The sequence below is a fragment of the Corynebacterium sp. HMSC058E07 genome, from assembly GCF_001809885.1.
GTDB lineage: Bacteria > Actinomycetota > Actinomycetes > Mycobacteriales > Mycobacteriaceae > Corynebacterium > Corynebacterium macclintockiae.
The window spans coordinates 165,754-187,452 of sequence record NZ_KV799275.1 but is presented as its reverse complement, the minus strand read 5'-3'; the positions used below and the strand labels follow the sequence as shown (position 1 = coordinate 187,452).

The following is a 21,699-nucleotide window of genomic DNA, read 5'->3' as shown; positions in this document are numbered from 1 at the left end:
TGCCCGGATAGTGTGAAGGGGGCGAGTGGTTTCGGCGCTTTTCGCTAGGCTGTAGTGGCATGAGCACCGATAGCGCGCCCAGCCCCGTTGACCTTCCGGAGAGCACCCAGATCTTGAGCTTTCCCGCCGGACCTTTCGAAACCAGTTGTTATGTGGTGATTGATGGTTCGGACGCCACCTCGGGGGAAACCTCCCCGGCGGTCGTTATAGACCCTGGCCTGGGTGCTTTTGCCCATATCCAAAGGCTCGCTGAGGAGAATAGGTTCTTCGTGGAGAAGGTCGTGCTAACCCACGGGCACATTGACCACATCCGCGACGCAGGTGCATTCGGAGTGCCTGTGTACGTCCACGAGCTCGACCGCTTTATGCTGGAGATGGATCAGGCGGCCAGCCCGCTGGCGCAGCCTTTCGATGTAGCAAACATGCCGAAGATCGAGGACATCCGCCCTCTGGGGGATTCCATCAGTATCGGTGGCGCGGAGTTCGAGATCCACCACATGCCGGGCCACTCGCCCGGGCACGTGATGTTCCGCGTGAATGGTCTGATCTTCGGTGGGGACGTGCTGTTCCGCGGGGGAGTAGGCCGCACAGATCTGCCGGGATGCTCGCCGGAGGACATGATGCTGAGCCTGAAGAAGCTCACCACTGATTTCGCCGACGGCGACATCGTGTTGCCGGGACATGGCCCGCACACCACCATTGGGGAAGAAAAGCGCACTAATAGCTTCCTGGCAGCAGTGAAATAGCGGTGCAGTACACTGATCTTTTGTGACTGAGAGCGACAAGAAGCAACAGAAGGCCCAGAAGTTCACCGCGCTGAGCGCGCCCAAGGGCGTGCCGGACTACGTGCCGCCGACATCCGCGGAGTTTAAGGCGGTCAAGGATGCCTTTACCAGTGCCGCGCATGCCGCGGGCTACGAGCACGTAGAGCTGCCGATCTTCGAGGAGACCTCACTGTTCGCCCGTGGCGTGGGCGAGTCGACGGACGTCGTGTCGAAGGAAATGTACACCTTTGCAGACCGGGGTGGGCGTTCGGTGACGTTGCGGCCGGAGGGAACGGCGGGCGTCATGCGATCCGTCATTGAACACAACTTGGACCGAGGGCAGCTGCCGGTCAAATTGGTCTACAACGGTCCCTTCTTCCGCTACGAGCGCCCTCAGGCGGGGCGCTACCGCCAACTCCAGCAGGTCGGTGTGGAGGCTATCGGCGTGGACGATCCCGCGCTGGATGCCGAGGTCATCGCGCTGGCACACCGCTGTTTTACCTCCATTGGTCTGAACGGCTTCCGCTTGGAACTGACCAGCCTGGGCGATTGGGAGGATCGCCCTGCCTACCGCCAGAAACTCCAGGACTTCCTGGCCACCTTGCCACTGGACGAGGAAACCCAGCGTCGCGCGCAGCTGAACCCGCTGCGGGTCCTGGACGACAAGCGGCCTGAAACGCAGGAGATGCTGGCCGAGGCACCTTTGATTCTGGATCACCTCAGCGATTCTTCCCGCGAGCACTTTGAGACCGTGACTGGCTTGCTGGATGACCTAGGCGTTGGCTACACCATCAACCCGCGGATGGTGCGCGGCCTGGACTACTACACCAAGACCTGCTTCGAATTCGTTCACGACGGCCTGGGGGCGCAGTCTGGAATCGGTGGCGGTGGCCGCTACGACGGCTTGATGGCGCAGCTGGGCGGGCAGGACCTGTCTGGAATCGGCTTCGGCTTGGGAGTCGACCGAGCCTTGCTGGCGCTGGAAGCGGAGGAGAAGAAGGCGTCCACAGGAAGAAGGGTTGATGTCTACGGCGTGGCACTGGGCGCAGAGGCCAAGCGCCGCATGGTGAGTATCGTCAACGACCTGCGTGGTCGTGGTATTTCCGCCGACATGTCCTACGGCGACCGCGGTCTGAAGGGGGCGATGAAGGGCGCCGACCGCGCAGGTGCGCTGTACGCTCTAGTGCTCGGTGACAAGGAGCTGGCCGAGGGAACAGTGACGGTCAAGGATCTGGCGGCGCACGAACAGCAGCAGATTGATCTGGCAGCGGTGGTGGAGCTGCTGGAGGAAAAGACGGCCGAGGCTTAGAGATGCCATCCGCATCATCGAAGAGGCTGGCTTTACCAACCTGGAAGGCAAGTACGAGGCGGGTCATTCTTACCAGTTTGGCGGCCGTGTCGGCTCGCTGGATCACGTGCTGGCGAATGAAAAGGCTACGAAGTTGACCACCGGCGCTGACGTGTGGGACATTAACGCTGACGAGTCCGTTGCGTTCGAGTACTCTCGTCGCAACAACAACGTGGTTGATTTCTATGAGCAGAACGTGTTCCGCGCGTCGGACCACGATCCGATCAAGGTCGGTTTTAACGCACCGGGTGCGGAACCGGGGAAGCCGGGCGAACCCGGTAGCCCTGACAAGCCGGGTGGATCCTCTGGTTCCTCCGATAGCTCCAAGCCGGGTCTCGACGGCTCGTCGAAGGCGGGCATCATCACCGCGATCATGCTGGGCGTCATCGCACTGGGCACCGCGGGGGCGGGTCTGTGGGGTTGGGTCAACCACCTGATTCCGGCTCACATGGTTCCGAATTGGCTGCGCCCGTTCCTGCCGCCGCAGCGCTAACCACGGGGACTAGCGGCAAACCCGGGCGACTAGCGCTGGAAGTCCTGGTGGCAGGACTTCATGGTGCCGCCCTGGTAGCCGCGCATGAACCATTCCACGCGCATCTTTGAGGATCCGTGGGTCCACTTGTCAGGGTTAACTTCCTGGCCGGCGCTGGACTGGATGGCGTCATCACCAATGGCACGGGCGGTCTTAATTGCCTGCTCGACCTGCTCCTGGGTGAGGGGCTCCAAGAGGGCTCCCTCGCCCTTATCTGCGTTCTGGGCCCACACGCCGGCGTAGCAGTCGGCTTGGACTTCCATTTTCACCGCATTGGAGTCCTCGCCTGGATTGTCGTAGTCGCTTAGCCCCAGGTTCCCTTCCAGCTGCTGAATGTGGTGGCCGAACTCGTGGGCAGTGACGTACATCTGTGCGAACGGTCCATCGGAACCGCCCATCTGTTTTAGCTCCTTAAAGAAGGGCGTGGACATGTACACCGTCTCGTCGCCCGGGCAGTAGAAAGGCCCGGTGTTGGCGAGGTTTGCCGATCCGCACCTGGTACTGGTTTGGCCTTCGGCAATCACAAGCCCCGGCTTGGTGTAATCGATCCCGGCTTCCTCGGGAAGTGCTCGGCCCCAGAAATCGTCGACGGAAGTCGCGGTCGCCAGGATTCGGCAGTCGTCGTGCTTATTCGCGTCATCGGCGGTCTTGCAGTGCTCGAAGCCTTCACCCTGCCTACTATTACTGACGCCCGCACGCTGGTCGGAGGCATTGTTTCCACCCAACATTCCGAGTCCACCGTTAAAGAGGAACACCAGAATGGCGGCAACGATGATTCCCGGAATGCCGAAGCGGCGGGCGAGGGCGCCAAAAAGTAGGCCGGTAAAAAGGCCGCCGCCCCCACCTTGGTTGCCACCCCCGCCCCCGAGGCCGAAACCGCCTCCGCCGGAGCCGGTACCTCCGCGCTGTCCACGGTCGGAATAATTGTTCAGATTGTTGTTAAAAGTCACAAGTGAATCGTGCCATACCCGGGCGCCGTATACAGCCCTATGGGGACAAGGTAGGCTATAAGGTCGATAAAGGCTAGAAAAGCTGAAAGCTAGAGAGCTTAATACGAGGAAGGACTTATAGGAACGTGCTGCGCACACACCTTGCGGGCGAACTGCGCCCAGAAAATATCGGCGATGAAGTGACCCTAACCGGATGGGTTGGTCGCCGACGCGACCACGGTGGCGTCATTTTCATCGATCTGCGCGACCGCACCGGCGTGGCACAGGTCGTCTTCCGTGAGTCCGAGGTAGCCGAGCGCGCACACGACCTGCGCAGCGAGTACTGCCTCAAGGTCACCGGTGTGGTGGAGGCTCGCCCGGAGGGGTCGGAGAACCCGAACCTGGCTTCCGGCGGCATCGAGGTTAACGTCTCCGAGCTCGAGGTTTTGAACGAGGCTGCGGCGCTGCCGTTCCAGATCGACGATCCCTCCTCCTCCGGCGAGGTGGGCGAGGAGACTCGTCTGAAGTACCGCTACCTGGACTTGCGCCGCAAGCCCCAGGGCGATGCGCTGCGCCTGCGCTCCCGGGTTAACCAGGCTGCCCGCGGTGTGCTGGCCAACCACGACTTCACGGAGATCGAGACCCCGACGCTGACGCGCTCCACCCCGGAGGGCGCTCGTGACTTCCTGGTGCCGGCGCGTCTGCGCCCGGGCACCTTCTACGCCCTGCCGCAGTCCCCGCAGCTGTTCAAGCAGCTGCTGATGGTGGCTGGCATGGAACGCTACTACCAGATCGCCCGCTGCTACCGCGACGAGGACTTCCGCGCCGACCGCCAGCCGGAGTTCACCCAGCTGGACGTCGAGATGTCGTTCGTCGACCAGGAAGACGTGATCTCCCTGGCCGAGGAAATCCTGGTGGCTATCTGGAAGGAGATCGGCTACGAGATCTCCACCCCAATCCCGCGCATGACTTACGCCGATGCGATGAAGTACTACGGCTCCGACAAGCCGGACCTGCGCTTCGACATCCAGATCACTGAGTGCACCGAGTTCTTCAAGGACACCACGTTCCGCGTGTTCCAGAACGAGTACGTCGGTGCCGTGGTGATGGAAGGCGGCGCCGATCAGCCCCGTCGTCAGCTGGATGCGTGGCAGGAATGGGCCAAGCAGCGCGGAGCCAAGGGCCTGGCCTACATCCTGGTGGGCGAAGACGGCGAGCTGTCCGGCCCGGTGGCCAAGAACATCACCGCCGAAGAGCGCGCAGGCATCGCCGAGCACGTCGGTGCGAAGCCGGGCGACTGCATCTTCTTCGCCGCGGGCGAGACCAAGCCGTCCCGCGCCCTGCTGGGTGCTGCCCGCGGCGAGATCGCTAACAAGCTGGGTCTGATCAAGGAAGGCGACTGGGCCTTCACCTGGGTCGTGGACGCCCCTCTGTTCGAACCGGCTGCAGACGCAACCGCCTCCGGCGACGTGGCCCTGGGCAACTCCGCTTGGACCGCCGTGCACCACGCCTTTACCTCCCCGAAACCGGAATACCTAGACAACTTCGACGAGAACCCGGGCGAGGCCCTGGCCTACGCCTACGACATCGTGTGTAACGGCAACGAGATTGGCGGCGGTTCTATCCGTATTCACCAGCCAGAAGTCCAGGAGCGCGTGTTCAAGGTCATGGGAATCAGCGAGGAGGAGGCTCGCGAGAAGTTCGGCTTCCTGCTGGACGCCTTCGCCTTCGGCGCCCCGCCGCACGGCGGTATCGCTTTCGGCTGGGATCGCATCGTCTCCCTGCTGGGTGGCTTCGATTCCATCCGCGACGTCATCGCATTCCCGAAGTCCGGCGGTGGCGTTGATCCGCTGACCGACGCCCCGGGTGAGATTTCCGCGGCACAGCGCAAGGAATCCGGCATTGATTTCAAGCCGAAGAAGGATAAGAAGGCCTAGCCCTGCAAGGCTTAGCCCTGCCTGCTAGGAACCCACACGAGGAAATAGGCGAAGAGAAGTGCAATCAGTCGAGTCCACCGTCGAAGCGGCCACAGCTCTACTAGTGGCCCGCTTCGGAGGTTCCCCTGAACTCAGCGATCCGGAGGACCTGGGTGGCAGTGGTTCCTCGATGGTTCTGCGGTGCCGACTTTCCGCCGACCCGTTCCTGCAGGAGCGCACGGTCGTTATCAAGCAGCTGCCGCCGCAGAAGGTCGGTGAGCCCGTGGCAGCTAAGGCCACCGATGGTGGGGAGGACTTCGGTCCGGACGCACTAGGCATGCTGCGCGAGGTTGTGGCCTACCAGTACACCAACACCCTGGCCGAGTCCGTGCGCCCCGGCCCGGTGCTGTTGGCTTACGACATTAACCAGCGCCTGCTGGTGTTGTCGGACGCGGGTGATGGCACCAGCTTCACCGACGTGCTGACGCTGCAGGATTCGAAAGCGCGCACGGGCGCACTGCGCAAGCTGGGGCGTTCCCTGGGCAAGATGCACGCCGCGACCTTCGGCGGCGCCGATTCCTACACCACGCTGATGCGCCGACAGTGCCAGCGCCATCACATCAGCCCCGAGGCGATCCAGGAATCAGATATCAATGTCGGCGAGCTCATCGAATCGGGCGTGGAGCTGATGACCACCAACGGTCTGACCATCGATCCGGTGGTGCAGCGCTACGCCATGGAGGCCGCGGAGCGCCAGACTAAGTCCGAGTACCAGGTCTTTACCCCGTTCGACCTTGCGCCGGACAACGTGATGCTCACGACCAATGTCGTGTTGCTGGACTACGAATGGGCGGGCTTCCGCGATGCTGCTTTCGACGTCGCGTGCGTGGTCGCGGGCTTCCCGCAGGACAACTCCACCCCGAGCTTGGACGAGCCCGAGACCACGGAGTTCCTGGCCGCCTGGCGCGCGGAGGCGCAACACATCTGGCCGGTGATCTCGGACGACGAGGTGTTCCACGATTGGGTCATGTCCGCCCTCATCGGCTGGGCTTTCCTGTCGCTGATCATGATGTATTACGGCCGGTTGTCCGTCGCCGAGCACTCCTCCTTCGTCTTCGGCGAGGATCCCGATAACCAGGAAGTCTCGCGCTCTCTTCGCCACATGTCAGAGGAACAGCTCGAAGACCTGGCCACGACTGTAGAGGCAATCCAGCGTTTTTCCCGTCGCCGCGATACCAGCAACTTCGAGGCCGTCGGTGCTTTCGCAGGCGTGCTGTTGAAGGTTCTGGCGCAGCTGGGCGCGTTCCCGCACGAGCGCGCCGACTAACGAGGCGAGGCCCGAGCCCGTGGATGATCTTTTTTCGCAGCCGGACAAGGGCGCCAGCGCCGACCCTTCGGCCGCCGAGGCCTACTTCCACCCTGGCACCCACGCGCCCTTGGCGGTGCGCATGCGCCCCCGCACCCTGGACGAGGTGGTGGGCCAGGACAAGGTACTGGGTCCCGGTTCACCGCTGCGCCGACTGATCGAGGGGCAGGGCGACACCTCCGTCATCCTCTATGGCCCTCCCGGCACGGGCAAGACCACCATCGCCAGCCTGATCTCTCAGGCCTCCGGGCGCCGTTTCGAGGCCTTAAGCGCCCTGAACTCCGGCGTCAAAGAAGTCCGAGCCATCATCGAACAGGCCCGGAAGCGTCTGCTCCTCGGCGAGCACACCGTGCTGTTTATCGACGAGGTCCACCGATTCTCTAAAACCCAGCAGGATGCTCTCCTCGCCGCCGTCGAGAATCGGACGGTACTGCTTGTCGCCGCCACCACCGAAAACCCGTCGTTCTCCGTGGTCTCGCCACTGTTGTCGCGGTCGCTGTTGGTGCAACTGTCTTCTCTTAGTGACGCCGACATCCGTACCGTGCTCCAGCGCGCGCTCGACGACGAGCGCGGGTACGCCGGTCGTTTGCGCGTGACTTCCGAGGCCATGGATCAGCTGGTTGCCCTGGCCGCCGGGGATGCCCGCCGCAGTTTGACATACCTGGAGGCCGCCGCCGAGGGAGTCGAGCTGGATGGGGAAGACGGCGTGGGGGAGCTGGTGGCGTCCCAAGTAAAGAAGTCCTTGAACAAGGCCGTGGTGCGCTACGACCGCGACGGCGATCAGCACTATGACATCACCAGTGCCTTTATTAAGTCCATCCGCGGCTCGGATCCGGATGCCGCGCTCCACTACCTGGCGCGCATGCTGGAAGGCGGCGAGGATCCGCGTTTTATCGCCCGTCGGCTCGTGATTCACGCCAGCGAGGATATCGGCATGGCCGACCCGCAGGCGCTGCAGGTGGCGGTGGCCGCCTATCACGCCGTGAGCTTCATCGGCATGCCGGAAGCGCGGCTTAACCTGGCACAGGCGACGATTCACTTGGCCACTGCGCCGAAGTCCAACGGCGTGATCGCAGCTATCAACGCGGCGATCGGCGATGTGCGGGCGGGCAAGGGTGGTGCCGTGCCAGCCCACCTGCGCGACGGGCACTACCAAGGCGCAAAAGCACTGGGTAACGCGGTGGGTTACGTCTATCCCCACGACGATCCGAAGGGTGTGGTGCCGCAGCAGTACCTGCCCGAGGACCTGCGCGATGCGGTCTATTACCGACCGACGAACCACGGGCACGAAAAGACCATCGGCGCGCGCTTGAGTAGCTTGAGGGCTATCGTTCGCTCCTTCCTTACCCGGGGGTAGAATAAACGCATTCCGTACACTGTCGACACAAATTGACGAGGTAAAGCCAACGTGCAAACGCATGAGATTCGCCAGCGCTTCATTGAGCACTTCACCAAGGCCGGGCACACCGAGGTGCCAAGCGCTTCGCTGATCCTGGACGACCCGAACCTTCTGTTCGTCAACGCAGGCATGGTTCCGTTCAAGCCTTACTTCCTGGGCCAGCAGAACCCGCCGTTCGAAAGCGGCACGGCTACCTCCATCCAGAAGTGCGTGCGCACCCTGGATATCGACGAAGTCGGCATTACCACCCGCCACAACACGTTCTTCCAGATGGCGGGCAACTTCTCCTTCGGCGCCTATTTCAAGGAAGGCGCCATTACGCACGCCTGGACGTTGCTGACCAACCCGGTAGAGGAAGGCGGCCTGGGGCTGGACCCGGAGCGCCTGTGGGTCACCGTCTTTACCGACGATGACGAGGCAGCGGAGATCTGGAACAAGAAGATCGGCGTGCCCGAGCACAAGATTCAGCGCCTGGGCATGGAGGACAACTACTGGTCCATGGGTATTCCCGGCCCGTGTGGTCCGTGCTCGGAGATCTACTACGACCGCGGGCCGGAGCACGGCCAGGAAGGCGGCCCGATCGTCGACGACACGCGCTACATCGAGATCTGGAACCTGGTGTTCATGGAGAACGAGCGTGGAGAGGGCCTGGGCAAGGGCAACTTCGAGATCGTTGGCAAGCTGCCGAAGAAGAACATTGATACCGGCCTGGGTATCGAGCGCGTGGCCTGCATCCTGCAGGACGTCGACAACGTGTACGAGACCGACCTGCTGCGCCCCGTGATCGACGTTGCCCAGGAAGTAACGGGCGCGAAGTACGGCGCGGACAAGGCCAACGACGTGCGCTTCCGCGTGATCGCCGACCACTCGCGCACCGGCCTGATGCTGATGCTCGACGGCGTGACCCCCGGCAACGAAGGCCGCGGCTACATCCTGCGCCGCCTGCTGCGCCGCATCATCCGCTCCGCCCGCCTGTTGGGTGCTACGGGGGAGACGCTGGAGAAGTTCATGGATACCGTGCGGGAGACCATGACGCCTTCCTACCCGGAGATCGCGGACAACTACGAGCGCATCCGTTCCGTGGCTTTGGCGGAGGAGAAGTCCTTCCTGAAGACCCTGGAATCCGGTTCCCAAATGTTCGACAACTGGGTCACCGGCGCCAAGGGGCGCGGCGAGGACACGGTGCCGGGCGACGTTGCATTCTCCCTGCACGATACCCACGGCTTCCCGATCGACCTGACCCAGGAGATGGCTGCCGAGGCCGGCCTGAAGGTCGACATCGACGGATTCCACAACCTCATGGCCGAGCAAAAGGCCCGTGCAAAGGCCGACAACAACGCCAAGAAGCTGGGTCACGTAGACCAGACGATCTACCGCCCCTTCGTCGATAACCAGCCGACCGTGTTCACCGGCTACGAGAACCTGGCCGACGAGGCCACCGTTCTGGGCATCATCCGCGACGGCGCGCTGGTAGAGACCGCGACCGAGGGTGCGACCGCCCAGGTGATCCTGGACCGCACCCCGTTCTACGCCGAGGCTGGTGGCCAGATGGCTGATCGTGGCGAGATGACCTCCACCTCCGGTGCCGTGCGCGTCGAGGACGTGCAGAAGGTCGGCAAGAAGGTGTGGGTGCACCACGTGACCGTCAGCGGCGGCGAGCTGGCCGTGGGCCAGAAGATTCAGGCCACCGTGGACAAGGCATGGCGCCACCAGGCCCGCCAGGCGCACTCTGGTACCCACCTGATCCACGCAGCGCTGCGCGAGGTGCTGGGACCGACAGCCGTGCAGGCAGGCTCGATGAACAAGCCCGGTTACCTGCGCTTCGACTTCAACTACGGCGAGCAGCTGACCGAGCACCAGCTGGGTCAGATCGAAGAGATCGCCAATGGTGCGGTGGACAGTGATTACCAGGTCAACACCATTGAGACCTCCCTGGAAGAGGCCAAGGCCATGGGCGCCATGGCACTGTTCGGCGAGAACTACGGCACCGAGGTACGCGTGGTGGAGATCGGTGGTCCGTTCTCCATGGAGCTGTGTGGTGGCATCCACGTGGAGCACTCCTCCCAGATCGGCCCGATCTCCGTCCTGGGTGAGTCCTCCGTCGGCTCCGGCGTGCGCCGCATCGAGGCCTATACCGGCATGGATTCCTTCCGTTTCCTCAGCACTGAAAAGTCCCTGGTCGCAGGTCTGGCTTCCAGCCTGAAGACCCCCAGCGAGGAACTACCCGAGCGCATCGATGCCCTCACCGCCAAGCTGAAGGCCGCCGAAAAGCAGATCCAGCAGCTACGCACCCAGCAGCTCGCGGGGCAAGTCGGCCAGCTGGTCGAGAAGGCCGAGACCATCGGCGAGGTCAAGGTTCTGGCCGAGCAGCTGCCCGAAGGCGTGGCCGCTGGTGACCTGCGCACCTTGGCCATGGACGCGAAGAACCGCCTGGGCTCCGAGCCCGCCGTGGTAGTCTTTGCCTCCGTCGACGGCGAAAAGGTCCCCTTCGTCGCCGCGGTCAACGATGCCGCTGTGGACAAGGGAATCAAGGCCGGTGAGCTGGTCAAGACCTTCGGGGACAAGGTCGCTGGTCGCGGTGGCGGTAAGCCGGCCATGGCGCAGGGCTCTGGTTCGGACGCCGCCGGCATCCCCGCCGCCATCGAGGCAGTCAAGGGCGCGCTGCGCGGTTAACCGCCAACAGGGGAGTTGTCACCGATGCAAACCGAGAAGCCGAATCCCGCCACCGACCCCGGAAGGGGGCGGCGGCTGGGCCTGGACGTGGGGACCGTACGCATCGGCGTGGCGATCTCTGACCCGGACTGCATCCTGGCCACCCCGGTGGAGACGATCCAGGCCAGCGCCGACGACGCTGACGTTCAGCGCGTCGTGGAAATCTGCGAAGAGAACTTTGTCGTGGAAATCGTGGTCGGGCTTCCTGTCGCACTGCGCGGAAAGCATACTCAGAGCACCGTCAATGCGGAGGAATTTGCCCGTTTAGTTAAAGAGGCACTGCCCGATGTTCCTGTGCGCATGGTGGACGAGCGAATGTCTACGATGGCCGCGACACAGGCGTTCCACGCATCTGGCGTCAATAGTAAAAAAGGCCGAAAGAAAATAGACCAGGCGGCCGCAGTACACATCCTGCAGGGGTGGTTAGACACGCGGCGGCGCGCGCTTTCCTAAAATTTATCAATTCGTGAGAAAATGGGCGCTGTATTATCTACACCCGCGTAAATCAACCTGTACGAAAGGCCACCTTTACCTATGGGACCGACCCGTAACATGCAGCCAAAGTTTCGCCGTCGCCGGCAACTCGCCTTGGCGCTAGGGATCGCTCTGGTAGTACTTTTGGTCGGTACCTGCACTTACGTCTGGTATCAGCGCGACGTGGTGGCCGTGCGCGACTACGCAGGTGAGGGCAACGGCAACATTGTGATGGTGCGCGTCAGTCCGGGTGATTCTGTAGACAGTCTGTCCACGCAGCTGGTGGAAAAGGGCGTGGTGGGCTCCCGCCGGGCCCTGATGTCCGCCGCAGAGCGGAAGGAACCCGAACTGCAGGCGGGGTACTACCCCCTGCAGGAGGAAATGTCCGCGGACAAGGCTCTGGAATGGCTGTCCAGTGAAGATCGCCGCCGCGGCGTGGTAGACATTCCGAACGGCTTGACCCTTAAAGACGTGAAGGTCGTCGGCGGTGATAACCGCAAGGGCATTTTCACCCTGATTTCAGAACAGACCTGCCAGGACGAGCACAATTGCGTCTCCGTTGAGGAGTTGGAGAAGGCCGCCGGGCAAACCCCGCCGGAAGAGCTAAACATTGCGGAGTGGGCGCTGGAGCCGGTGAAGGCTCGCGGCGATGACCCGAAGCGCATCGAAGGTTTGATCTCTCCCGGTGTGCACCTGTTCGACCCAACCAGCAGCGCCAAGGACATCCTGGCCTCGCTGCTGAACACCTCCAAGAGCGAGTACGAGGACACCGGGTTGTTGTCCTCCGCACAGGCGGTGGGTCTTAGCCCCTACGACATGCTTGTCGCTGCGTCTCTGGTGGAGCGCGAGGCTCCCGAGGGTGACTTTGACAAGGTTGCCAGGGTGATCCTGAACCGCCTGCACGAGAACCAGAAGCTGGAGTTCGACTCCACCGTCAACTACGACCTGAGCGAAGTCGAGGTCGCCACCACCGACGAAGATCGTAGGCGCCCGACCCCGTGGAACACCTACGCCAAGGAAGGCCTGCCCGAAACGCCGATTTCCTCCCCGGGCCTGCAGGCGATGCATGCGATTGAGAACCCGGCGGACGGCGACTGGCTGTACTTCGTTACGGTGGATCGCAACGGCCGCACGGTGTTCAACCGCGACTTCGATGCCCACGAAAGGGCCATCGAGGAGTCCCGCCGGAACGGCGTGCTGGACTCTAACCGCTAACAGCGGCCACATTAGGATTTCTCTAGATTTTCGACCATAGGGGTGTGTGAAAGTATGTCCGCCGCAGGCTTGGTGCTGACGGTAGATGAGTTCCTGGAAAAGTCCGTCCCGCGCTGCGCGGTTCTGGGAAGCCCAATCGAGCACTCGCTGTCGCCGGAGCTGCACACTGCCGGTTACCGTGCCCTCGGGTTGGACATGGACTATTTCCGGGTGGAGGCCGGCGAGTCCCGCGACATCCGCCGCCTTCTCCGCGAATCCGATGCAGACGTCCGCGGTTTCTCTGTGACGATGCCTGGCAAGCAGGCTGCCCTGGAGCTGGCGGACCTGGCGACTAACCGGGCGCAGGAGATCGGCTCTGCCAACACTCTGGTTCCGCAGGGCGATGGTCAGTGGCTGGCGGACAACACTGACGTCGACGGTGTGGCCAGCTGCCTTTCCTACCTGCGTGGCGATGATCCTCTGCAGGGCACCAACGCGGTGATCGTCGGCAATGGAGGCACCGCGCGCCCGGCTGTCGCTGCTCTGGCGGCAGCTGGGGTTTCCCAGGTCACGGTGCTGGCGCGTTCCGAGCGAGCCCTGAACTTGCAGGCCGTGGTGGAGACGTTGGGCATGAAATTTTCCTGGTCCCGTTTCGAGGATGCTGACATCGCCCAGACCTGCGCCGATGCGGCCGTGGTTGTGTCGACGATCCCCGCCCACGCTGCCGAGGAGCTAGCGCCCGCTCTGTGCTCTGCCGCCGGTATTGTGGACGTGATCTACGACCCTTATCCCACGCCATTGCTGTCCGCCGCTCGCGCGCAGGGGGTTCCGCATGCCGATGGGCTGCGCATGCTTGCGGGCCAGGCCGAGGAGCAGTTCCGCCTGTTCACGGGGCATTCCGCCCCGGAGGGGATCATGTTGGATACCGTGCTGCGCGCCAAGGGTCAAGACTAATTTTCCTGCCCTGTGGAAAACTTTTGGCTTTCCACAGGGCTCTCTTTTCGCTGGGGTAGAAACGCACTCGCCGTCTGACCTATCGGTTACCTTCCGAGGCGTGTTAATTCTTTCGTGGCCTGTGGCCTGGTGTTTATTGCTCCTCTTTCTGCCGTGGGGCGTGGCGCTCTTTGTTCTTGACGCCCACACCCGCCGACTACCCAACGTCCTTACCTTGCCAGCCTTCCCGGTCGCCGCAGTGGTGCCGGCGATGATTCCGGGCGCCAATAATCTGGCTTTCCTAGGAGGCTTAGGTTGGTGTGCGATTGCGTTTGCGCTTCCAACCGTGCATCTGCGTCTGCTGGCCGGGGGAGGTGATGCGAAGCTGGCGCTATCGACCGGCACGTTGGCTTCGATCGCTGATCCGCTGGGGGCCTTCGTGGCCATGGCTCTCAGTGGCATACTGCACTGTGTTTTCGTATCGCCCGCCGGGGTCGCCCGGGGTGCAGACCGTATCCGGGGCACACCGCACGGCCCGGCGATGTTGGTGGGCAGTGGGATCGTGGTGGTGGCGTCAATAATCCTCATTGCGCCGTGAGCACCGTTAACGCGGTGTTAGTTAATGGGCACGTCAGTGGGGCTAAGGTCGTGTGTGGCCTGTATTATGCTTCTTATGCTTCGTTGGACTACTGCAGGTGAATCCCACGGCCAGGCGCTCATTTCTTTGATTGAGAACCTCCCGGCCGGTCTGTCGGTTACTCGGGAAGATGTTTCCTATCAGCTCGCTCGGCGCCGGCTGGGCTATGGGCGCGGTGCGCGCATGAAGTTCGAGGCCGACGAGGTCACCTTTGTCGGCGGTGTGCGGCACGGCAAGACGCTGGGCAGCCCTGTTGCAATCATGGTCGGCAACACGGAATGGCCGAAGTGGACCACGATTATGTCTGCCGACCCGATCGATGAGTCCGATCCGGAGGTGGCTAAGGAGATGTCCAGTGGCCGTGGTGCGAAGCTCACCCGCCCGCGCCCGGGGCACGCGGACTTCTCCGGCATGGTGAAGTACAACCACGCTGAAGCGCGCCCAATCCTGGAGCGTTCCTCCGCCCGCGAAACTGCCGCTCGTGTGGCCGCCGGAACTTTCGCTCGCGCCCTGCTGCGCGAGGTGCTGGGTGTGGAGGTTCTATCCCACGTGGTCAGCATCGGCCGTTCGGAGCCGTACACGGGCCCCACCCCGGAGTTTGCGGACCTGGAGGCCATCGATGCTTCTCCGGTGCGTGCATTCGATGCAGCGGCCGAGGAGTCGATGATCGACGAGATCAAGGCGGCCAAGAAGTCCGGCGATACCCTGGGTGGCGTCGTGGAGGTCGTTGTGAAGGGGTTGCCGATCGGCCTTGGCTCTCACGTGTCGGGCGAGGAGCGACTGGACGCACAACTGGCAGCGGCCCTGATGGGAATTCAGGCCATCAAGGGCGTGGAGATCGGCGATGGCTTTGAGGAAGCTCGCCGCCGCGGGTCTGAGGCGCACGATGAGATGGAGGTCGCAGAAGATGGTGGCGTCCGTCGGCTGAGCAACCGCGCCGGTGGGCTCGAAGGTGGCATGACCAACGGCGAGGAGCTACGGGTGCGGGCGGCAATGAAGCCCATCAGCACCGTGCCGCGCGCCCTGAAGACCGTGGATATGGCCAATGGCGAAGCGGCCACGGGCATCCACCAGCGCTCCGACGTGTGCGCCGTACCCGCCGCCGGTGTGGTCGCAGAGACCATGGTCGCGCTGGTGCTGGCTCGCGCCGTACTGCAGAAGTTCGGTGGCGACTCTGTGGAAGAAACCAAGCGGAACGTAGAGTCCTACTTGGAGTACGTCAATGACCGGCTGGACTGGTCCGAGGCGCAGGCTTGGTCCGAGGCGCAGGCTGAGGTAGGAGAGAGTCGATGAGTCCCCGCGCGGTGTTGGTTGGGCTTCCCGGCTCTGGCAAGACCACGATCGGCAAGCGCCTGGCTAATGCCCTGAACGTTCAATTGGTCGATACCGACCATCTGCTTGAAGCGAAGCTGGGCAAGACCTGCAGCCAGATCATGGCGGAGCTGGGGGAGCCCGGCTTTAGGGAAAAGGAAGCCGATGTGGTCGCTGAGGCTTTGCACAGCGATGGCATCGTTTCCCTTGGCGGTGGGGCAGTGGTCACCGAGCGCACCCGCCAACTGTTGGCGGACCACACGGTGGTGTACCTGAACGTCTCCATCGACGAGGGAGTGCGCCGCACGTCCCGCTCTAACGCCCGCCCGCTGCTGAACGTCCCCGATCCACGCAGCAAGTACGAGGAGCTTTTCGCCCAGCGCTCCGCGTTCTACGAGGAAGTCTCCAACTTTATGGTGCGTTGCGACGGCAAGGAGCCACGCCGCGTAGTCACGGACATCCTCATGTTCATCGAGGAAATCCGCCTGGAGCGCCTCGACGAACGCGATCACGTCCAACCGGACCCGGCCTTCCGATAATCTTCCCCGCAACCACTATCAACGAGGATCCCCGCCCATGAACACCTTTGAACAGCAGCGCATCACCGTGGCCTCCCAGTCGCCCTACGATGTGGTGATCGAGCGCGGTACCGACTTCGCAGCGCAGGAGATCCTCAAGGTTGCCGGTGCGACCGCGACCTACCTGATTATCCACCAGCCTGCGCTGTCCGAACGCGCCAAGACCCTGGCAGGGCGCCTAACCGAGGCGGGATACGCCGCGCATACGCACGAGATTCAGGATGCCGAATCCGCCAAGACCGCTCACTCTGCCGCCGAGTGCTGGGACGTGTGTGCGGACATTGGCCTGACCCGCGCCGATACGATCATCGGTCTGGGCGGCGGCGCTGCAACGGATCTGGCCGGATTCATCGCCGCCACCTGGATGCGCGGAATCAAGGTCGTGCACTATCCCACCACCTTGCTGGCCATGGTGGACGCTGCCGTGGGCGGCAAGACAGGCATCAACACCCCGGCCGGAAAGAACCTCGTCGGCGCATTCCACGAGCCCAGCGCCGTGATCGTCGACCTGGAGGTTCTGGAAACCCTGCCGCGCGAAGAAATGGTGGCCGGGGCGGCAGAAATCATCAAGGCTGGCTTCATCGCAGACACGAAAATCCTGGACATCTACGAGGCCGACCCCGAAGCGTCACTCGACCCGCACGGCAGCCTGCCGGAGCTCATCGCCCGCGCCATTCAGGTGAAGGCGGACGTAGTGGCGGTGGATCTGAAGGAGTCCAGCCTGCGCGAGATCCTCAACTACGGCCACACCTATGGTCACGCAGTTGAACATTACGAGGACTACCGCTGGCGCCACGGCCAGGCGGTCGCCGTCGGCATGATCTTCGAGGCGGAGCTGGCCAAGGCAGCTGGGCTGCTGGGGGAGGCGGACGTTCGGCGTCACCGCGACATCCTTAGTTCCGTAGGTTTGGCGACCAGCTACAACGGCGCCGAGCTCGACGAGCTTCTGGCTGCGATGGGGCGCGACAAGAAAAACAAGGGCGGCAAGATCCGCTTCGTCGTGCTCGAAGAGATCGGCAAGCCCACCCGCCTGGAAGGCCCCAGCGAAGATCTGCTGCGCGCGGCGTATGCCGCTAGCGTGGAGGCCTAAAGACCCAAAGACTGGAGACAGCGATGAATGCAGAGGAAACCAACGCGCCGAAGGTGTGCGTCATCAACGGGCCGAACCTTAACCGCCTGGGCAAGCGCCAGCCGGAGGTGTACGGCAGCACCACACTGGCCGATGTGGAGGATCTGCTGGCCCGCGAAGCCACCGCGCTGGGCATCGCGGTCGACTTCTTCCAGTCCAATCACGAAGGCGAGCTGCTGGATCGCATCCACCGAGCCGCCGACGAGGGCAACGCGGTGATCATCAACCCGGGTGGATTCACCCACACCTCCGTTGCGCTGCGCGACGCGCTGGCGGAAATCGCTGACGGCGCCGGCTTCGTGGAGGTGCACATTTCCAACATCCATGCGCGCGAAGAATTCCGCCACCGCAGCTACCTCAGCCCCCTGGCCAGCGGCGTGATCGCCGGAATGGGTATCTACGGCTACGTCGCCGCCCTGCGCTATTTCGCCCAATAACTCCCCCCGCATAGCCCCTGCGTAACGCTTCATCTTTAAGGAGAGTTGATGTCTAAAAAATTTTTTGACGCCTACCGCACCCGCCGCGCCAAGGCCACAGGTCTGGTCAAAGACTCAGATCACGCGGGGGTGCTGATTAGCGACTTGAAGAACGTCCGTTACCTCACCGGCTTCTCCGGCTCCAACGGGCTGTTAGTCATCCGCGAAGACGGCCAGCACCTGTTGCTGACGGATGGGCGCTACGACACACAGGTGCGCATCGAGACCGGAGAGCCGGAGGACGTGCGCATCGAGATCGGCCGCAAGCTGTTCGACCGCGCGGCCGAGTTTGCCAAGGAGGCGGGGGAGTCCTTCGCAGTTGAGCCCAGCCTCGACTACGGCCAGGCCCAGGCACTGGGCAACCCGCCGGTGCTGGGATCCGTGGTCGAAGGGCTGCGCCTGGTGAAGGACGAGCTGGAAATCGCGGCGCTGGCCGAAGCCGGCGAGCTAGCCGATAGCGTGTGGCGCTCCTTTATCGAAGACGGCGGCATTCGCGAAGGCATCACCGAGATCCAGGCAGCGGCGGAGCTGGAGTTTCAGCTGCGCACCGCAGGCGCGGACGGCCTGAGCTTCGACACGATCCTGGCCAGCGGCGTGAACGCTGCAAAGCCCCACGCAGGGGTATCGCGGGAGAAGATCGTGCCGGGGTTGGTCACTGTGGACTTTGGGGTGTACCTCGATGGATACGCCTCCGATCAGACCCGCACGGTCTGCGTGGGCGAGCCCGACGAGCTGGCCCGCGAACTCTACGACGTGGTGTACCGTTCGCAGAAGGCAGGCGAGGCCATTCTGGCCCCGGGTGTAGAGCTGCGAAACGTTGATGCCGCCTGCCGCGACGTGATCGACGAGGCCGGTTACGGGGAGTTCTTTGTACACTCCACCGGGCACGGCGTGGGTCTCGACGTGCATGAGGCCCCGCGGGCAGCGGCGGGCGTCAATCCCGAAGAAAAGCTGGTGGAAGGCATGACCGTGACGGTCGAGCCCGGCATTTACATTCCCGGCAAGACGGGCTTGCGCATTGAGAACACGTACGTGATCACCGCCGACGGAGCTAAGAGCTTCAATGCCTCGCCGACGGAACTCATCGTCGTTTAGGCGTGGGCAGCTGCTAGACTGTAGCAGCAAAAAATTTTTTTGAACCCTATATCCCAATACAAGGAGACCATTCGTGGCAACCACCGCTGACTTCAAGAACGGCCTTGTCCTCAAGGTTGACGGCAAGCTGCAGCAGATCGTCGAATTCCAGCACGTAAAGCCGGGCAAGGGCCCCGCATTCGTGCGCACGAAGCTCAAGGATGTCGTCTCCGGCAAGACTGTTGACAAGACCTGGAACGCAGGCGTCAAGGTGGAGACCGCTACTGTCGACCGTCGCGACATGACCTACCTGTACAACGACGGCACCAGCTTCGTTCTGATGGACGAGAAGACCTACGACCAGGTTGAGCTGGCTCCGCACCTGATGGGCGATGGCGCCAAGTTCCTGCTGGAGAACACCAGCGTGCAGGTTTCCTTCCACGAGGGCGAGCCGCTGTTCGCCGAGCTGCCCGTCGCCGTCGAACTGAAGGTTGAGCAGACCGATCCGGGCCTGCAGGGTGACCGCTCCACCGGTGGTACCAAGCCCGCAACCCTGGAGACCGGCGCAGAGATCCAGGTTCCGCTGTTCATCGAGACCGGCAACGTACTAAAGGTCGATACCCGTACCGGCGAGTACCTGTCCCGCGTCAGCAACTAATCCAGCGAACGTTTTTCACCCCATGACTGAAGAACACACAGCTGATAAGAGCGCCTTCAAGCGCCACGGTGCGCGCTACAAGGCGCGCCGCCGCGCCGTTGACATCCTCTTCGAGGCCGAGTTTCGCGACATCGACCCGGTCGAGATCGTCGAGGAACGCATCACTCTGGCAAAGGACGCAGCCAATCAGGTCAAGCCCGTGCCGGAGTACACCCAGCAGATCGTGCCCGGCGTGGCAACGAACCTGGATGCGCTGGACGAGGCCATCGCGCTGCATCTGTCCAGCGAGTGGCGCCTGGATCGTCTCCCTGCCGTCGACCGTGCGGTGCTGCGCGTAGCGGCCTGGGAGCTGAAGTTCAACGACGATGTGGATGCCAAGGTAGCCGTCGTCGAAGGCGTTGAACTGGCCAGCGAATACTCGCATGATAAGGCGCCCAACTACATCCATGCGGTGTTGGACGGCATCAACAAGGATCTGCAGATCCAGGCCGACCTGCAGTTGGCAGATGCGGCGGCTGCACAACGTGCGGCGGCCGCGGGCGCTGCAGGTACTGAAGGCGCTGCAGGCGCTAGCGAAACACCAGGCCAGGACGATCTGGACGAGCTTCTCGGCGGAGTCATTAACGAGTCCAACGAAGCGTGATAAACTGCCAGTCGGACAATGTAGACATCCTTTAACGGACCGCACAGAGAGGCGGGAAAGGAGGTCACGATGAACCCGACGGCTGGGGAAGCTGGCGTCACCCTACTCGACGCAGATCAAGTTTCCCGTACTGTCGCGCGCATCGCGCACCAGATTATTGAAAAGACCGCGCTGGACGGACAGAACTCCCGGCGCGTAGTTCTACTTGGCATTCCATCGGGGGGAGTGCCACTCGCGGCGCGTCTCGCCGAGAAGATCCAGCATTTTACGGGGGTGGAGGTCTTCCAGGGCTCGCTGGATATCACGTTGCACCGTGATGATCTGCGCACCACGACCCACCGCGCCCTCAAACCCACCAAGGTTCCCGCAGAAGGAATCGACGGCACCACCGTCGTGCTGGTAGACGATGTCCTCTATAGCGGGCGTTCCATCCGCGCGGCTCTGGACGCGCTGACCGACATTGGTCGCCCGGATTCCGTGCAGGTGGCGGTTCTGATCGACCGCGGCCACCGCAAGTTGCCTATCCGCGCGGATTACGTGGGCAAGAACATTCCCACCGCAGCGGACGAGGACGTAACGGTGAACCTCGCCGAATTGGATGACGTGGACAACGTGGTTCTGTACCGCCACGCGGCCACCTGGGAAGGGAGCAAGTAACCCATGAAGCACCTCATTAGCATTGCTGACCTCAGCAAGTCGGAGATTCTGGGGCTGATGGACGAGGCCGACCGCTTCGCCGAGGCTTTAGAGGGGCGCGAGATGAAGAAGCTGCCCACGCTGCGCGGTCGCACCGTCTTCACCATGTTCTATGAGAACTCTACCCGCACGCGATCCTCCTTCGAGACCGCGGGTAAGTGGATGAGCGCCGACGTCATCAACATCTCCGCCTCCAGCTCTTCGGTCAAGAAGGGCGAATCCCTCCGCGATACTGCCCTGACCCTGAAGTCGGTCGGCGCGGACGCGATCATCATGCGCCACCCGTCCTCCGGCGCAGCGCGTCAGGTCGCGGGGTGGCTGGGCGATACGGCCGTCATCAACGCTGGTGACGGTTCGAACCAGCACCCCACCCAGGCTCTTTTGGACGCCACCACGATGCGCAACCGCATTGGGGACATTAGCGGCAAGAAGGTCGTTATTGTCGGCGATATCCTGCATTCCCGCGTGGCGCGTTCGAACGCCCAACTGCTTACGACTCTGGGAGCGGAAGTGGTGTTTGTGGCGCCTCCGACGCTGGTGCCTTTGGGCATCGAGCACTGGGGCAACTGCTCTGGAAACAGCGCTGGGAATGGCGGGGGCAAGGACAGCGTCCGAGTCAGCTACGACTTCGACAGCGAGATCGCAGACGCGGATGTCGTGATGATGCTGCGTGTGCAGGCCGAGCGTATGAACGGCGGCTTCTTCCCCTCGCACCGCGAATACGCCACCCGCTATGGCCTGTCCAAGGCTCGCGCTGAGCGGATGAAGGAGGGCGCGATCATCATGCACCCAGGCCCGATGCTGCGGGGTATGGAGATCAACTACGACGTGGCAGACGCACCGCAGACCGTGGTTCTGAACCAGGTCACCGCAGGCGTGCACGTGCGCATGGCGGTGCTGTTTACCCTGCTGGTTGGGGAAGAGGGCTAG

The 21,699-nt window shown here is 62.9% G+C and carries 21 protein-coding genes; 20 read left to right on the top strand and 1 reads right to left on the bottom strand.

Features of this window, described 5'->3' with window-relative positions:
• The first annotated feature begins 59 nt into the window (after positions 1-59).
• The 3 genes from HMPREF2678_RS06270 to HMPREF2678_RS06260 are packed head-to-tail and all read left to right on the top strand — an operon-like array spanning position 60 to position 2,605.
• On the top strand, positions 60-746 hold the full coding sequence (locus HMPREF2678_RS06270) for an MBL fold metallo-hydrolase (RefSeq protein WP_070551420.1): 687 nt from the start codon (positions 60-62) through the stop codon (positions 744-746).
• Between the two features lie 22 nt (positions 747-768).
• Complete coding sequence (hisS, locus tag HMPREF2678_RS06265; protein ID WP_035008223.1) at positions 769-2,073, top strand: histidine--tRNA ligase; 1,305 nt, start codon at positions 769-771, stop codon at positions 2,071-2,073.
• Entirely contained in the window at positions 2,021-2,605 is a 585-nt protein-coding gene (locus HMPREF2678_RS06260; RefSeq protein WP_246817898.1) for a hypothetical protein, read from the top strand. Before hisS ends, HMPREF2678_RS06260 begins: the two co-directional genes overlap by 53 nt.
• Positions 2,606-2,634: 29 nt before the next feature.
• Here the strand turns inward: HMPREF2678_RS06260 and HMPREF2678_RS06255 are convergent, their stop codons facing one another.
• Positions 2,635-3,594, bottom strand: a complete 960-nt coding sequence (locus HMPREF2678_RS06255; protein ID WP_070551414.1) for a KPN_02809 family neutral zinc metallopeptidase — start codon at positions 3,592-3,594, stop codon at positions 2,635-2,637.
• Between the two features lie 125 nt (positions 3,595-3,719).
• Here HMPREF2678_RS06255 and aspS point away from each other — a divergent pair, with 125 nt between their 5' ends.
• The 17 genes from aspS to HMPREF2678_RS06170 all read left to right on the top strand — a co-directional run bounded on the left by aspS (position 3,720) and on the right by HMPREF2678_RS06170 (position 21,699).
• On the top strand, positions 3,720-5,510 hold the full coding sequence (gene aspS, locus HMPREF2678_RS06250) for an aspartate--tRNA ligase (RefSeq protein WP_070551411.1): 1,791 nt from the start codon (positions 3,720-3,722) through the stop codon (positions 5,508-5,510).
• A gap of 58 nt (positions 5,511-5,568) precedes the next feature.
• Positions 5,569-6,816, top strand: a complete 1,248-nt coding sequence (locus HMPREF2678_RS06245) for a phosphotransferase (RefSeq protein WP_070551410.1) — start codon at positions 5,569-5,571, stop codon at positions 6,814-6,816.
• A gap of 19 nt (positions 6,817-6,835) precedes the next feature.
• Positions 6,836-8,212 carry a replication-associated recombination protein A gene (locus HMPREF2678_RS06240; RefSeq protein ID WP_070551409.1) on the top strand — a complete coding sequence of 459 codons (1,377 nt, stop codon included), beginning with the start codon at positions 6,836-6,838 and terminating at the stop codon, positions 8,210-8,212.
• A gap of 51 nt (positions 8,213-8,263) precedes the next feature.
• The gene (alaS, locus tag HMPREF2678_RS06235) at positions 8,264-10,927 is read left to right on the top strand and encodes an alanine--tRNA ligase (protein ID WP_070551408.1); all 2,664 of its coding nucleotides are present in this window, start codon (positions 8,264-8,266) and stop codon (positions 10,925-10,927) included.
• Between the two features lie 24 nt (positions 10,928-10,951).
• A complete protein-coding gene (gene ruvX / locus HMPREF2678_RS06230) occupies positions 10,952-11,419 on the top strand; it encodes a Holliday junction resolvase RuvX (protein ID WP_070551407.1) in 468 nt (155 codons plus the stop codon).
• A 99-nt stretch (positions 11,420-11,518) separates the two neighbouring features.
• Positions 11,519-12,655, top strand: a complete 1,137-nt coding sequence (gene mltG, locus HMPREF2678_RS06225) for an endolytic transglycosylase MltG (protein WP_035001932.1) — start codon at positions 11,519-11,521, stop codon at positions 12,653-12,655.
• Between the two features lie 54 nt (positions 12,656-12,709).
• Positions 12,710-13,588 (top strand): shikimate dehydrogenase, encoded by an 879-nt coding sequence (locus tag HMPREF2678_RS06220; RefSeq protein ID WP_070551405.1) that lies wholly within the window; start codon positions 12,710-12,712, stop codon positions 13,586-13,588.
• A 100-nt stretch (positions 13,589-13,688) separates the two neighbouring features.
• Positions 13,689-14,165: a prepilin peptidase gene (locus tag HMPREF2678_RS06215; protein WP_246817897.1), complete on the top strand. Its 477-nt coding sequence runs from the start codon at positions 13,689-13,691 to the stop codon at positions 14,163-14,165.
• A gap of 75 nt (positions 14,166-14,240) precedes the next feature.
• Positions 14,241-15,497 carry a chorismate synthase gene (aroC, locus tag HMPREF2678_RS06210; protein WP_210382706.1) on the top strand — a complete coding sequence of 419 codons (1,257 nt, stop codon included), beginning with the start codon at positions 14,241-14,243 and terminating at the stop codon, positions 15,495-15,497.
• Positions 15,494-16,054, top strand: coding sequence for a shikimate kinase (locus HMPREF2678_RS06205; RefSeq protein ID WP_043012133.1), 561 nt, complete (start codon positions 15,494-15,496; stop codon positions 16,052-16,054). The genes aroC and HMPREF2678_RS06205 overlap by 4 nt, the downstream gene beginning before the upstream one ends.
• 37 nt (positions 16,055-16,091) lie before the next feature.
• Positions 16,092-17,183: a 3-dehydroquinate synthase gene (gene aroB, locus HMPREF2678_RS06200; RefSeq protein ID WP_070551402.1), complete on the top strand. Its 1,092-nt coding sequence runs from the start codon at positions 16,092-16,094 to the stop codon at positions 17,181-17,183.
• Positions 17,184-17,206: 23 nt separating this feature from the next.
• Positions 17,207-17,659, top strand: a complete 453-nt coding sequence (aroQ, locus tag HMPREF2678_RS06195) for a type II 3-dehydroquinate dehydratase (protein ID WP_034976458.1) — start codon at positions 17,207-17,209, stop codon at positions 17,657-17,659.
• A gap of 48 nt (positions 17,660-17,707) precedes the next feature.
• On the top strand, positions 17,708-18,793 hold the full coding sequence (locus HMPREF2678_RS06190; protein ID WP_070551400.1) for a M24 family metallopeptidase: 1,086 nt from the start codon (positions 17,708-17,710) through the stop codon (positions 18,791-18,793).
• Between the two features lie 73 nt (positions 18,794-18,866).
• Positions 18,867-19,430, top strand: a complete 564-nt coding sequence (gene efp / locus HMPREF2678_RS06185) for an elongation factor P (RefSeq protein ID WP_034968099.1) — start codon at positions 18,867-18,869, stop codon at positions 19,428-19,430.
• 22 nt (positions 19,431-19,452) lie between these two features.
• Positions 19,453-20,073, top strand: a complete 621-nt coding sequence (gene nusB, locus HMPREF2678_RS06180) for a transcription antitermination factor NusB (protein WP_070551398.1) — start codon at positions 19,453-19,455, stop codon at positions 20,071-20,073.
• A 69-nt stretch (positions 20,074-20,142) separates the two neighbouring features.
• Positions 20,143-20,730: a bifunctional pyr operon transcriptional regulator/uracil phosphoribosyltransferase PyrR gene (pyrR, locus tag HMPREF2678_RS06175; protein ID WP_070551396.1), complete on the top strand. Its 588-nt coding sequence runs from the start codon at positions 20,143-20,145 to the stop codon at positions 20,728-20,730.
• A 3-nt stretch (positions 20,731-20,733) separates the two neighbouring features.
• Positions 20,734-21,699 (top strand): aspartate carbamoyltransferase catalytic subunit, encoded by a 966-nt coding sequence (locus HMPREF2678_RS06170; RefSeq protein ID WP_034968087.1) that lies wholly within the window; start codon positions 20,734-20,736, stop codon positions 21,697-21,699.